Origin of the sequence: Roseovarius litoreus (genome assembly GCF_900142765.1) — a bacterium.
In the GTDB taxonomy this organism is placed as follows: domain Bacteria; phylum Pseudomonadota; class Alphaproteobacteria; order Rhodobacterales; family Rhodobacteraceae; genus Roseovarius; species Roseovarius litoreus.
In genome coordinates, this window is sequence record NZ_FRCB01000009.1 from 1 (window position 1) to 13382 (window position 13382).

Annotated in this window: 13 protein-coding genes; 9 read left to right on the plus strand and 4 right to left on the minus strand. The window is 61.8% G+C overall.

From position 1 onward, the window contains the following. Positions 1-102 precede the first annotated feature (102 nt). Both F3H35_RS15270 and F3H35_RS15275 read left to right on the plus strand, forming a co-directional pair. Entirely contained in the window at positions 103-711 is a 609-nt protein-coding gene (locus F3H35_RS15270) for an OmpA/MotB family protein (protein WP_149780413.1), read from the plus strand. Between the two features lie 144 nt (positions 712-855). Continuing rightward, entirely contained in the window at positions 856-2328 is a 1473-nt protein-coding gene (locus tag F3H35_RS15275) for a flagellar hook protein FlgE (RefSeq protein ID WP_149780414.1), read from the plus strand. A gap of 130 nt (positions 2329-2458) precedes the next feature. Here the strand turns inward: F3H35_RS15275 and flgN are convergent, their stop codons facing one another. Further along, the gene (gene flgN, locus F3H35_RS15280; RefSeq protein ID WP_149780415.1) at positions 2459-2818 is read right to left on the minus strand and encodes a flagellar export chaperone FlgN; all 360 of its coding nucleotides are present in this window, start codon (positions 2816-2818) and stop codon (positions 2459-2461) included. Beyond that, positions 2805-3065 carry a rod-binding protein gene (locus tag F3H35_RS15285; RefSeq protein WP_149780416.1) on the minus strand — a complete coding sequence of 87 codons (261 nt, stop codon included), beginning with the start codon at positions 3063-3065 and terminating at the stop codon, positions 2805-2807. Before F3H35_RS15285 ends, flgN begins: the two co-directional genes overlap by 14 nt. 1321 nt (positions 3066-4386) lie before the next feature. On the opposite strand from F3H35_RS15285, the gene fliK reads away from it, so the two are divergent. From fliK to F3H35_RS15300, 3 genes are all read left to right on the plus strand, one after another. Continuing rightward, positions 4387-4947 carry a flagellar hook-length control protein FliK gene (fliK, locus tag F3H35_RS18925; protein ID WP_188129998.1) on the plus strand — a complete coding sequence of 187 codons (561 nt, stop codon included), beginning with the start codon at positions 4387-4389 and terminating at the stop codon, positions 4945-4947. A 125-nt stretch (positions 4948-5072) separates the two neighbouring features. Continuing rightward, positions 5073-5774 (plus strand): flagellar hook capping FlgD N-terminal domain-containing protein, encoded by a 702-nt coding sequence (locus tag F3H35_RS15295; protein WP_149780418.1) that lies wholly within the window; start codon positions 5073-5075, stop codon positions 5772-5774. A gap of 75 nt (positions 5775-5849) precedes the next feature. After that, positions 5850-6731 (plus strand): phosphotransferase family protein, encoded by an 882-nt coding sequence (locus F3H35_RS15300; protein WP_149780419.1) that lies wholly within the window; start codon positions 5850-5852, stop codon positions 6729-6731. A 64-nt stretch (positions 6732-6795) separates the two neighbouring features. Here F3H35_RS15300 and ubiB read toward each other — a convergent pair whose 3' ends face one another. Further along, entirely contained in the window at positions 6796-8328 is a 1533-nt protein-coding gene (gene ubiB / locus F3H35_RS15305; RefSeq protein ID WP_149780420.1) for a 2-polyprenylphenol 6-hydroxylase, read from the minus strand. Beyond that, complete coding sequence (gene ubiE / locus F3H35_RS15310; RefSeq protein WP_149780421.1) at positions 8329-9072, minus strand: bifunctional demethylmenaquinone methyltransferase/2-methoxy-6-polyprenyl-1,4-benzoquinol methylase UbiE; 744 nt, start codon at positions 9070-9072, stop codon at positions 8329-8331. A gap of 95 nt (positions 9073-9167) precedes the next feature. Here ubiE and mutM point away from each other — a divergent pair, with 95 nt between their 5' ends. The 4 genes from mutM (at position 9168) to dnaA (ending at position 13280) form a co-directional block, all read left to right on the plus strand. Further along, positions 9168-10019, plus strand: a complete 852-nt coding sequence (mutM, locus tag F3H35_RS15315) for a bifunctional DNA-formamidopyrimidine glycosylase/DNA-(apurinic or apyrimidinic site) lyase (RefSeq protein ID WP_007811697.1) — start codon at positions 9168-9170, stop codon at positions 10017-10019. Positions 10020-10084: 65 nt separating this feature from the next. Further along, the gene (locus F3H35_RS15320; protein WP_149780422.1) at positions 10085-10861 is read left to right on the plus strand and encodes an enoyl-CoA hydratase; all 777 of its coding nucleotides are present in this window, start codon (positions 10085-10087) and stop codon (positions 10859-10861) included. A gap of 257 nt (positions 10862-11118) precedes the next feature. Then, the gene (gene rpsT, locus F3H35_RS15325; RefSeq protein ID WP_149780423.1) at positions 11119-11382 is read left to right on the plus strand and encodes a 30S ribosomal protein S20; all 264 of its coding nucleotides are present in this window, start codon (positions 11119-11121) and stop codon (positions 11380-11382) included. Between the two features lie 476 nt (positions 11383-11858). Beyond that, positions 11859-13280 carry a chromosomal replication initiator protein DnaA gene (dnaA, locus tag F3H35_RS15330; protein ID WP_149780424.1) on the plus strand — a complete coding sequence of 474 codons (1422 nt, stop codon included), beginning with the start codon at positions 11859-11861 and terminating at the stop codon, positions 13278-13280. Positions 13281-13382: the final 102 nt, after the last annotated feature.

A 13382-nucleotide genomic window follows, 5' to 3' on the forward strand; every position in this document is an offset into this window, starting at 1 on the left:
TTCTGGCGTCTCTCGTTTCCCAGCCATTCTCTGGTCCTCCAAATTGCAGGATAATCCTATCCCGGTTGGTGGACCACTTCACTGGGGGCAGCTCACTCGGAAATGACCCTGCCTCAGAACGGCAATGGCGCCACCAATCAGCGCCCGGCAGAGTCCCGGCAGTCGCGTGGCGAAACCGGCGTGTCCCAAGACACGGCAGCCGCATCGGGATCAGGCTCTGACACCGCCCGGCAAATGGCCAATGAGGCCAAGTTCGACAAGGTGCAGGATCTTCTCAAGGGTCATTCCGGCGAAAGTGCGGTGTCGCCTGAAATTCTGCGGCACGTGCTGACCCGGGTGACCGACGAAGGCCTCGTGATCGAGCTTTTCGATCTCGAGGATGCGAGACTGTTCATGCCCGAAAGCCCGGCGCCCACCCCTCTCTTGCGCCAATTGGCGCAGCTGGTGGTGACGGCCGCGCAACTTGTCGAAAACGAGATCGCAATCGAGGGTCATACCCGCGCAAGGCCAGTGGTGGTGCAGGTGAATCCGGTCTGGACATTGTCCATGGCCCGCGCCGACGCGATGCGCAACCTCATGCAGGACGCCGGAATACGTTCCGACCGCATGAGCCGCGTCACCGGCCATGCCGACCGCGAGCCGGTTCTGTCCGACAAAATGGCTCTTCGCAACAACAGGTTGGAGGTGATCCTGCTGCGATCCGACGACTGACGCTCGTAAATCGCTTCGCTTCCTGTCGACCCTCACGGGAGGCTCGAAAGGTTTTCGAGCGGATTTTATCTGTTCACCTGCCATTAAATGGATCTGCGCCATGCTGCATCGCGAAACCTCTAGATGCAGCAGAAAGGCGTATCCATGACGATTTCCTCTTCCCTCAATGCCGGTGTTGCGGGGCTGGCCTCCAATGCAACGCGACTGGCCGCCATCTCCGACAACATCTCGAACTCGGCCACCTATGGTTACAAACGTGTGGAAACCGATTTCCAGTCGCTCGTGATCTCTTCGAACGGTGGCAGCTATTCCGCTGGCGGCGTCCGCTCCATCACGCAGCGACTGATCGATGAAAGCGGATCCTTGGTCTCGACCTCGAATCCAACCGATCTTGCCGTGCGTGGGCGCGGCATGTTGCCGGTGGCGTCGATCAGTCAGATCGATGCAGGCAACGGTGAACCGCAAATGTTGCTGACCACAACCGGCTCGTTCCGCACCGACGCTCAGGGGCGTCTGATGACCGGGACAGGCCTTGTGCTGTTAGGATGGCCTGCGGGCCCTGACGGGACCGTGCCGGAATTCCCCCGTGACACCAGCGATGGGCTGGAACCCGTCCGCATCAACGTCAATCAGCTGACGGGTGAACCGACCACCGAAATCAATCTGGGCGTCAACCTCCCCGCCACCGAGACCGAGGCGGGATCGACTGGCGACAGTCGCCAGCTCTCGGTCGAATATTTCGACAATCTCGGCAAATCCGAGAATATCCTCGTTGAATTCAGCCCCTCTGTACCGGCCACCGGATCGTCCAACACCTGGACCGTGACGATGCGTGATTCCGCTCAGGCGGGCACCGTGATCGGCGAATACACACTGCAATTCGATGATGCCCGCGCCTCGGGTGGCACCCTTCAATCGGTGACGACCGTTTCGGGCGGCACCTACAACAACACGACAGGCAGCGTGATCGTCAACGTCGCGGGCGGTCCGATGGAAATCCGCATTGGCCAGCTCGGCACCTCTACGGGAATCACGCAACTATCCAACAGTTTTGCGCCCCTCTCGATCTCCAAGGATGGCTCGCCGGTTGGCAACATGGTCTCGGTCAACGTGGATCCGAACGGCTTTGTTCATGCCTCCTTCGATACCGGAATTACGAAGATCATCTATCAGGTGCCGCTGGTCGATTTGCCGAATCCCAATGGCATGGTCTCACTCGACAAGCAGACCTTCATGCCTTCGCCAAATAGCGGCTCGTTTTTCCTGTGGAACGCCGGTGACGGCCCGACCGGGGACGTGGTGGCCTTCGCCCGTGAGGAATCCGCCACCGATGTCGCGGGCGAGTTGACCGACATGATTCAAACCCAGCGCGCCTATTCGTCGAACGCCAAGGTCATTCAGACCGTCGAATTGTCCTTGGCCTGGCCAATTTCCTTGCCGGTCGAGATCATGTTCTGGGTCTTCGCCAGGTTCTTGTTGACGGATTGCAGCGTTTGCAGCGCGACCATGGCGCTGTTGTTGGTCAAAATACTGGACATAGCTTGTTCCTTTAGCCTGTGGTGCTTTGCACCAGTTTGCGTCCCGCCCCCGTGGGAGACGGCTATGGCGTCTTTCTGACGTATGCGGCTGCCGGGTCACCCCCCGAGGCCGCGCCAACCGCTTCCGGCTGCACGATCACCATCGCCGCCAATTGCTAAGGGAGTGCTAAATCCGCCTGTCCATATGGCCTGCATTTGAGACAACTTGCTCAGGCTCGTTTTTCGATCTTGCGCACCACCGCGCCATCGATCGTCTGTCTTTTCCCGCGTTGGTCATAGGTCTCCAGTGACTGTCGCACTTGCCGCATCGCGGCCATCCGTGCGGCGACCTTTCTGATCCCTTCCAGCGCTCCGTCCAGAAGCTCCTGATTACGCATCAGCTTTCTGTGAACTGACTCAAGCTCGGGTCTGCGTTCCAGATCGAGCGCATTGAACCTGTCGATCAGCTTTTGCTTGTCCTCGAGAAGCGAACCGATCGTTTCCAGATTGCCGGAAAGAAGACTGCTCCGTTCACTCTCCAGAAGATCGTCCAGCCGATCGATCAGCCCCTGCATGTCATTCGCCGTCATTCTGGGCCTCCATCATTGCGCGATAGAACGCCTCAGTCAGACCGATTCCCCCGCTTTTCACCATTTGGTCCGCGATGGCCTGTCTGTGGAAAGAGGCGAAATGATCCTCCGTCTGTTCGCCCGACAGGCTGTTTTTCTGTGCGCCCAATCCGGTCGATTTGAGCATTTCCGCCAGAAATGTCGCTTCCAGTTTCTGGGCGGCGTCCAGCGCCCTGGCCTTTTTTTCCGCGCCGGAAGGTCGGGCCATTGACGGGGGAATCGATAAAAGATCAGTCACTGTTTCACCTCAAATTGACGATATTGATGATCATTTCACCTCAATCTGGTAAAGATCCGGTAACCAGCAGCTGTCATGCTCCGGACACACTGTGGAAGAAATCCCGGAGATCATGATGATTCTGCCTGATACCGTGTCCATACCGGCTGCTGCGCCACGACCGCCCCAAGATCCCGCGAAGATCGCGCTTTCGTCCGACGCCGCGGCACATGCCAGTTTTCAGGTCGTTTTCTCGGAATTGTCCGGCGCCATGACCGAGGATGTTTTGGTTGATGCAGCACCAGCTGACGACATCGCCCCGCCGGTCGCGGATGCGTCCACGCCGCCCGAACCGGACATCCCCGAAACCCTGATAGAGCCGGATACCGAAGTGTCCTTGGCTGTCGATCCAGCGGATGACGCGCCTTTGCTCGGGGATCCCGTCCCGCCACGTGATCCCGGAACAGTCCCGAATGACCCGCCAGCGAAGGTCTGGTCTCGTGACGCGCAAAGGCCTGTGCTCGCGGCTGATCCACAGATCTGGCCGATCGGCTCCAATCAACCCGCCCCAACGCTCCCGACCATGGCAGATAGGTCCGGCCAATCTGCGGTGTCGGTCTCAGATCCGGCTGACGGATCAGTCTCCAATTCACCTGCTCCGTTGGTTCCCACGCCGGCTGCCCCGTTGGCGCCAAATACGGCTGGTCCCGTGGCGCCCGATCCAGTGGCCTCGTTTGTCCCTGATCCGACAGGCCCACCAGCCTCCGATCCTGCGCCCGACACGGATGACGGTGGCGATCCTCGCGTTCCGGATCGGGCATCGACCCAAGCCACCCTCTCGCCACCTGCCAGACCGCTTCGACCCGAGCAGCCCGCGCCCTTCACGGCGGAACCGGCTCGTGTGATTGCGCCACCCGCTCAGGGACCCGGCCCTGATGCCGCCGCCGTCTCCCTGACCTCGCCGACCTTGACGCCTCCTCCAGCGCTCAACACGACCGAGGCCCGGTTTGCCATGCCTCCGGCTCCGCACGCTCCCCTGCCTGAACCGCCCGCTACATCGCTGCCGCTCGGGGCGATCATCGGCCCTTCCGTCGCGCGCCGACCTTCAGAGCAACACCTGGCTTCAGGGGTGCCAACCGCGACCCTTGCGCAACCCTTACAGCCCTTCTCGCCAATTCTGGCGCCGAAGCCCGATCCGGGCGCAATCGCGCCAAGGGAACGTCTCGCGCCCAACGACCTGGTCCAAACCGCTCAGGCGCCTGTCACCCCTCAGATCGCCTTGCCGACACCTCAGCCGCTTGCCAACCAAGCCGTGCAACCGTTCGTCGCACAGCACGTTCAATCGCTGCCGCAGCCACTCGTTGACGGTTGGAGCGATCCTCAGACATTTGTCTCTGATCCGGCCCAAAATGCCGAAATTCGTACCTTATCCGACCTGCCCAACGCGGCCCGCAGCTTCCATGACATCCTCCATCGCCCCGAACTGCCCCGTCAGGTTCTCACGCAACTCGTTGCCGCCATTCAGCGCGCGCCGGGCGAGAAAAATCTGGACCTCACGCTGAACCCCGTCGAACTCGGCCGCGTGCGTATCAGCCTGGCGCCCGGGGATGCCGGGATCATCGTGACCATCATCGCGGAAAGGCCGGAAACCCTCGATCTCATGCGCCGCCATGCCGACACGCTGGCTCAGGATTTCCTCGGAATGGGGTATGGACGGGCCGAATTCAACTTTGGTCAGACGCCGCAGCGCTCCGGACAGCGGGGTGACCCCGGGACCGACACGGTCGACCGCGAAGCCACCGCGCCCGAGCCTCTGGCTCACAGCGTCGCATCTGCCCGCATCTCGAACGACCGCGTCGATATCAGACTCTAAAGCGTTCCGCCTTTAACCTGCGACAGCAGCCAAAGGCGGAACGCGTGCAACGACTGAATGAAGCCCTGCATTTCGCGAAAATCCGTGAGTCAGGTTTTTCGCGAAACGCTTTAGAAAGGCCAGACATGGAACCGATCACAGCACCCATCACCCGACCTGCATCTCAGGGGCCGGGCTCTTCGATACCCTCTGCCGGCGCGAATACCGCCACCGAGGCACCTCCCAAACCCGCGCTCAGCTCGGATTTCGAGACATTCTTGAAAATGCTGACCGCTCAGATGCGCAATCAGGACCCTCTCAATCCGGTCGAATCCGCTGATTTTGCGGTGCAGCTCGCCACCTTTTCCACCGTGGAACAGCAGGTTCGCACCAATGATCTGCTGGAAACACTCGGTGACCGGATGGGGGCCATGGGCATGTCGCAACTGTCCGGCTGGGTCGGGATGGAGGCGCGCGCCATCGCCCCTGTCCAGCTCGATGGCGCTCCCGTTGCGCTGACAGTGCCGCCTGTGCCGCTCGCGGATGCTGCGCAGATCGTCGCCCGAGACGGCACCGGCACCATCGTTCAGCGCAGCGACGTGTCAATCGAGGGTGGAACCCTGCAATGGGCAGGTGTCGGACCGAATGGCGCGCCGCTGCCCTCAGGGCGCTATGATCTTGCGGTCGAATCCTTTTCCAATGGCGAAAGCCTTGGGGAAACCCCGGTGCAGGTGCATGGCCGTATCGTCGAGGCCCGCAATGACGCAGGCGCAATCACCCTTGTGCTCGCCGGTGGACAGGAGGTTGCCGCCGAAAGCATTCTTGGCCTGCGCCATCCCGATCCCTGACCCTCCCTTGCCCCCGGCGGCCTGCTGCTCTAGCGTCCGGTGCTCCGATGCTCGATTGCGGATGCCGCTTTGAAAATGACACGAACCGGGATATTTCCACCGGAAACGCTCGCCACGGAACTGGCGCATCACGGCGTCCTGACGCCCGAGGATGACTGGACACCACTGTCTGACCGCCGTGGGATACGCCTGTGGCGGGTGGATCGCGACAGCGCGCCTCCCCTGACGGTCAAGCTCTACGCCGTCTCGGAACCTGACCCGCTCTTTGCCGACGATCCGGCACGCGACGCCGAGATCCTTGGGTATCTGGCCGCGCGCCAATTGGCGCCGCGCCTTGTGTTCCAGTGCTCCACACCTTTGGGCATCTGCCTCGTGCACGAGGATGTGCCCGGCGCACCTCAGCGGCGCGGTACATTCCTCGTGGCTCGCGCGCTGCACAAATTGCACGGCAACTTACAGCCCCCCGGTCTGCGCCAGGCCCCGGATGGCAGCGTCGAACTGGCCGAACAGACTGCTGCTATCCTGTCGGATTGCGCGTCGCCCGCAGCAACGGCTGCCCGCAATCTGGCGCCTCAAGGCAATGTGCCGCCCTTGCAGCGCCCGGTTCTTCTGCATGGCGATCCGGTGCCCGACGCCATGATCGTTACCGAAACCGGCTTTCGTTGGGCCGGCCTTGGGTGTGCCGCGTCGGGCGATCCATGCACGGACCTCGCCCTGTTCCTGTCCCCTGCCATGCAGGTGTTGCGCGGTGCCGCACCGCTTGGCCGGGCCGAACGTGCCGCCTTTCTGGCGAGCTATCCCTGCCAGCAGACCGTTGCGCGCTACAGGGCCTTGGCGCCTTGGTATCACTGGCGCATGCTGGCCTATTGCCTGTGGCGGCATGAACGCGGCGATGCCTTGGCGCGCCATGCCGTTCGCGCCGAAGAAACCGGTCTGAAACAGTCTCAAATCGCGTGACTCGCATCACCGCGCCATCGGCGCGGTCCCCTCTGCTCGACACGAAAAAGCGAAACGCCGATCGTCAGATCAGCCAGAACGCGGCAAAGCTTGCCGCTATTCCCGCCACAGCACCGCCTGCCGCCCACAAGGCCGGCACAAGACGGCTGGGCGCCGGCGGTGACGTGTTCGGCGCCGAGCTTCGGATCAGCGCGTTTTCCACGATTCCCGGAAGGCGTGGGCCATAGCGCACCAGAACCTCGAGCGTCTTTTGCAGATCCCGTGCCGCCGCGCGCGGTCCGATATTCTTGCGGATGTAATCCTCGACAACCGGGCGGGCGACCTGCCAGATGTTGATCTGCGGGCTCAGCGACCGGGCGACGCCCTCGACCACCACCATCGTGCGTTGCAGCAAAATCAGCTCGGTGCGGGTTTCCATCCCGAACCGCTCGGTCACTTCGAACAGGTAACTCAGCAGCTTGCCCATCGAAATCTTGCTGGCATCCATGCCGAAGATCGGCTCGCCCACCGCGCGCAGCGCCCGTGCAAAAGCATCCACATCCCGGTCCGCGGGCACATAACCGGCTTCGAAATGCACTTCCGCCACGCGTCGATAATCGCGCTTGATGAAGCCATAGAGGATCTCGGCATAGACCTTGCGGGTATATTCGTCGATATGGCCCATGATACCGAAATCATAGGCGATGATATCTCCCGAGGCCGCCACCTTCAGGTTGCCCTGATGCATATCCGCGTGGAAATACCCGTCGCGCAGCGCATGGCTGAGGAACAGTTGCAGCACCCGCTCCCCAAGCTCCGCGCGGTCATGTCCTGCCGCATCCAGCGCCGCATTGTCGCCCAGGGGCAGGCCGTCGGCCCAGGTCATCGTCATCACGCGGCGGCCTGACAGAGGCCATTTGATCGCCGGTAGATCAAAGCCCGCATCATTGGCCGTATTGGCCGCGAATTCCCCCGCTGATGCGGCTTCAAGCCGCAAATCCAGCTCACCCATCACCACGCCTTCGAAATGGGCGATCACATCGGTCGGACGCAGCCGCCGTGATCCCGGCGACAGGAACTCGATCGTGCGCGCGGCGAAATAAAAGGCGTCGATATCCCGGCGAAACGCCCGTTCGATCCCCGGCCGCAGCACCTTGACCGCGACGACCTCGTCCGTTGCGCGCAACGTGGCGCGATGCACCTGCGCGATCGAGGCCGCAGCCACCGGCTCGCTGAAATCGGCGAACACCGTCTCCACAGGCTGACCCAGCTGCTCGGCCACCTGCCGTTTCGCTTCCGCCACCGAGAAGGGTGGCAGCTTGTCCTGCAAGACGCGCAACTGCGTCGCCAGCTCCTCACCCACCAGATCGGGTCGCGTCGACAGGATCTGCCCGAACTTGATATAGGCCGGCCCCAGGGCCGTGAGCGCCCGTGTCGCGGGCGGCACCGACGAATCACCGCGATACCCCAGCCACTGAAACGGCCAGGCCAGCACCCGCATCGTCACGCGCACCAAAGGCGGGGCGTCGAATGCGGCCATCACCTGGGCCATGGCGCCCGTGCGCTCCAGCGTGGCGCCGGTCACGATCAGCCGCAGGATATTGTGCGGACCCCTCATTCAGATCTTCCAGCCGGAATGCAGACAGGCGATGCCAAGGCTCAGATTGCGGTATTTCGCGTTTTCGAACCCCGCCGCCCGGACCATCTCCAGAAATGTCTCCTGATCCGGAAACTTGCGGATCGATTCGACCAGATACTGATAGCTGTCCTTGTCCCCGGCGATCATCTGCCCCATGCGCGGGATGATGTTGAAGGAATACAGGTCATAGGCCCATTGCATCAGGTCATTGGGAATCTGGCTGAACTCCAGCACCATCAGCCGCCCGCCGGGTCTGAGCACGCGAAATGCCTCGTTCAGTGCCTCTTGCGGGCGGGTCACGTTCCTTATGCCGAAGCTGATCGTGTAGACGTCGAAGCTGTTGTCCGCGAAGGGCAGGGCCATCGCGTCGCCCACCATCCAGTCAAGCTGGTCCTGCATCTGCGCGGCCTCGGCCCGTTTGCGGCCCTCCACCAGCATCGGCTCCGTCAGATCGAGCACCGTCGCATGGCCCGACCCGGCCCGCTTGAGAAACCGAAAGCTGATATCGCCGGTGCCGCCCGCCACATCCAGCAGTCGCTGACCGGCCCTCGGGGCCAGCCAGTCCATCATTGCATCCTTCCAAAGGCGGTGGATGCCAAAGGACATCGCATCGTTCATCACATCGTATTTCGACGCAACCGAGCCGAAAACGCCCCGCACGCGGCCCGCCTTCTCGCTTTCGGGCACATCCTGGAATCCGAAATGGGTGGTTTTCTCGCTCATTGTCGCGTCCGGGCCTTGCCGTTCATTCGTCACGACCTTCTTATAGGGCGCCCGGGGGTGGATACAATGCGCCCCTTTCGCAGAAGGTCCGCAGCATGCCCGAATTGCCAGAGGTCGAGACAGTCCGCCGCGGGCTTACCCCCGCGATGGAAGGCGCGGTCATCGCCCGCGCCGATGTGAACCGCCCCGATCTGCGCTGGCCGCTGCCCGTGGACATGGCCACGCGCCTGAGCGGAAAGACCGTTCTGTCGCTGCGCAGGCGGTCGAAATACATCCTCGCCGACCTGTCCTCGGGCGAAACGCTGCTCATTCATCTGGGCATGTCGGGCCGGATGACCGTTTCGGGCGATCCTCTGGGTGCGTTCCACCACGATCACCCCGCCCCCGCCAAACACGATCACGTCGTCTTCCACATGGCCAATGGCGCGCGCATCACCTTCAACGATCCCCGGCGCTTCGGGGCGATGGACCTGATCTCCACGCCCAAGGCCGACACCCATCCGCTGCTGGCCAAGCTGGGGCCGGAACCCTTGGGCAACCAGTTCGATGAAAGCTATCTGGCCGATGCCCTCTCTGGCCGCAACACGCCGATCAAATCCGCCCTTCTCGATCAGCGAATCGTTGCGGGCCTCGGCAATATCTATGTCTGCGAGGCGCTCTATCGGGCGCGGATTTCCCCAAAACGCCGCGCGCGCAACCTGTCTCGGGCGCGCGCCGCCGCACTGGTTCCGATCATCCGCGACGTGCTGCGCGACGCGATCGAAGCAGGTGGTTCCTCGCTGCGTGATTTCCGTCAGGCCGACGGCGAACTCGGTTATTTTCAACACAGTTTCGACGTCTACGACCGTGAGGGCGACCCCTGCCGCACCCCCGGCTGCACCGGCACCATCACCCGCATCGTGCAATCCGGCCGATCCAGCTTCTATTGCACTTTATGCCAAAGATGAGGTTGATCCGCGCGCGAACGGTGGTAAGGAATCCGTCCTGACAGAAACAAGCGAAAGCAGATTTCATGGCCTATGAGACGATCATCGTCGAAATAGAAGACCACGTCGCCCTCATCAAACTCAACCGCCCCGACGCCCTGAACGCGCTCAATGCCCAGCTGATGACCGAGCTGTGCACGGCCCTGAAGGACGCGCAGGCGAATGACAAGGTGCGCTGCATCATCCTGACCGGGTCGGACAAGGCCTTTGCCGCCGGCGCCGATATCAAGATGATGAGCGAGAAGACCTTCGTCGATGTGTTTTCCGAAGACCTGTTCGGTCCGGAAAGCGATGCGATCATGCGCGTGCGCAAACCCATCATTGCGGCGGTTTCGGGCTATGCGCTCGGCGGCGGCTGCGAGCTGGCGATGATGTGCGATTTCATCATCGCGTCCGACACCGCGAAATTCGGCCAGCCCGAGATCAATCTCGGCGTCATGGCGGGCCTTGGCGGAAGCCAGCGCCTGACCCGCTTCATCGGCAAGTCCAAGGCGATGGACATGAACCTGACGGGCCGTTTCATGGATGCCGAAGAGGCCGAGCGTTCCGGGCTGGTCAGCCGCGTCGTGCCGGTCAAGAAGCTGATGGAAGAGGCGCGCAGCGCCGCCGACAAGATCGCCGAGAAATCCATGGTCACCGTGATGGCGGTCAAGGAATCGGTGAACCGCTCCTACGAGACGACCCTGCGCGAGGGTCTCCTGTTCGAGCGTCGCGTCTTTCACTCGCTCTTCGCAACCGAGGATCAGGCCGAAGGCATGGCCGCTTTCATCGAAAAGCGCGAGCCGCAATTCCGCGATAAATGACACCAACCGGGCAGGGCCGTTCGCGCGGCCTTGCCCGGGCGCCCGATCCTGGCCCAATGCCGCGACGCCGCCCGCCGGTTTCAAACTGGCTCCGCTCAGTTTCGACTTTGCAATCTTGTCGAACTTGGCTATAGGCCTGCGTCATACATGCGCGTGCGGCCCGCTCTGGCCAGAATCACCTCCGGTCGATATGTCGCCCGTTCGGGTTGCCTCCGCGCTATAGAGACAATGAAAACCTGACAGAGGTCCGATTCAAAATGGCAAATACGCCCCAGTCCAAAAAACGCGCCCGTCAGAGCGAAACCCGCCTGACCGTTAACAAAGCACGCCGTTCGCGCATCCGCACTTTCCTCCGCAAGGTCGAAGAAGCGATCGCTTCGGGCGACAAGGAAGCCGCCCAGGCCGCCCTGCGCGCTGCTCAGCCCGAACTGATGCGTGGTGTGACCAAGGGTGTGTTCCACAAGAACACCGCGTCGCGTAAAATGTCGCGTCTTTCTGCCCGCGTGAAGTCGCTCGGCTAAGGCGCAGCGCGCCACATCGCTAAATCATTGATACAAAAGGCGCCGGTCAATCCGGCGCTTTTTTGCGTTTGTGGCTTTCGTGAACAGCCCGGAGATTCTTTTCGCCCAAACCTTCTGTCAAGCGCGAAGTTCAGTTGCCCGCGCGCCTTCGGGCTTGGTAGTTTCCCTGAGCGATTCAAGCTTGGGGGGACAAGCGGCGCAGCGGTTCGGGGACACATGGGGTATGTCCTCCGAGTGTTAGGTGTAAGCCTGCGTCATGTCCGGCAAGTCTATGCGCAACACATGCTGAAAACGCGGTATGGGACTGTCCCGCGAAATTCGGCTGGTTGCGTCCATTGGAATATACGGGTCCGGTCAGGGCCGCTCTTCTGCTGCAGTTGTTGCAGCGGGCAGGGTGGTGTTTTGCCTGATCCCCCTCTCGGGTCGCGAGCCATTATGGCGTATAAGAAATGTCGCGATTTTGAGACGGGGGAAAAATGACGCAGGAACAATGGGGCCAATTAAAGCAGGACCTTCTGAAATCGATTGGTAAAAACAACTATACCAACTGGATCGAGCCTCTTGAGCTTGCGGATGTCAACGAAGGCGTCGCCACCTTCAGCGTCCCGACCAGCTTTCTGGGCAATTACGTGTCCCAGAATTTCGGAGATCTCATTCTCTACAAGATGAACACGTTCGCGCCCGAAATCCGCCGGGTGCAGTTCCGTGTCGCCGCCAATTCCGCGGCGCGTCCCGTGATGGCGTCCCCTGCAGGCGCGCGCCCGGACCCTGACGGCGCTGCAGATGGTTCCGCCTCTGTCGCCCGGTCCGGCGTGACGACCGATGCCGGTCAGCCGCAATCCGCCTCGGATATCCGCCTCAACACAGCACCACTCGACGAAAGATTCACTTTCGACAGTTTCGTGGTCGGCAAACCCAACGAGCTGGCCCATGCCGCCGCGCGCCGTGTCGCCGAAGGTGGCCCGGTCACCTTCAACCCGCTCTTTCTTTATGGTGGCGTCGGCCTCGGCAAGACGCACCTGATGCATGCCATTGCCTGGGAGTTGAAACAGCGCAGCCCCGAGCTGACGGTGCTTTACCTCTCGGCCGAGCAGTTCATGTACCGCTTCGTGCAGGCGCTTCGCGACCGCAAGATGATGGATTTCAAGGAATTGTTCCGCTCGGTCGATGTGCTCATGGTCGATGACGTGCAGTTCATCGCCGGCAAGGAAAGCACGCAGGAAGAGTTTTTTCACACCTTCAATGCGCTCGTGGACCAGAACAAGCAGATCGTGATTTCCGGTGACCGCGCCCCCGGCGAGATCGCCAATCTCGAGGATCGCATCAAGTCGCGCCTGCAATGCGGTCTGGTGGTCGATCTTCACCCCACCGATTACGAATTGCGCCTCGGCATCCTGCAGTCCAAATCCGAGCATTACGCCCGCCAATATCCCGATCTCAAGCTGTCCAACGGCGTGCTTGAATTCCTCGCTCACCGGATCAGCACCAATGTCCGCGTTCTCGAAGGGGCCCTGACCCGGCTGTTCGCCTTCGCCTCGCTTGTCGGTCACGAGATCACCCTCGAACTGACGCAGGATTGCCTTGCCGACATCCTGCGCGCCTCCGAACGCAAGGTCAGCGTCGAGGAAATCCAGCGTCAGGTGGCCGACCACTACAACATCCGCCTCAGCGAGATGATCGGCCCCAAACGCCTGCGCGCCTTCGCCCGGCCCCGTCAGGTGGCGATGTACCTGTGCAAGCAGATGACCAGCCGGTCGCTGCCGGAAATCGGCCGGCGCTTCGGCGGCCGCGACCACACCACCGTCATGCATGGCGTCAAGCGCATCGAAGAGTTGCAGATGCAGGACGCGCAGATCGCCGAAGACCTCGAAATTCTGCGCCGCACGCTCGAAGGCTAGGCATCCGCGCCCCTTTGGCAACACCGGCCCCGCCCCTGCGCGGGGCCGTACTTGACCCGTGCCCCATTAACACCGAAAACGTCAACAAAAGGCTTGAGCCGT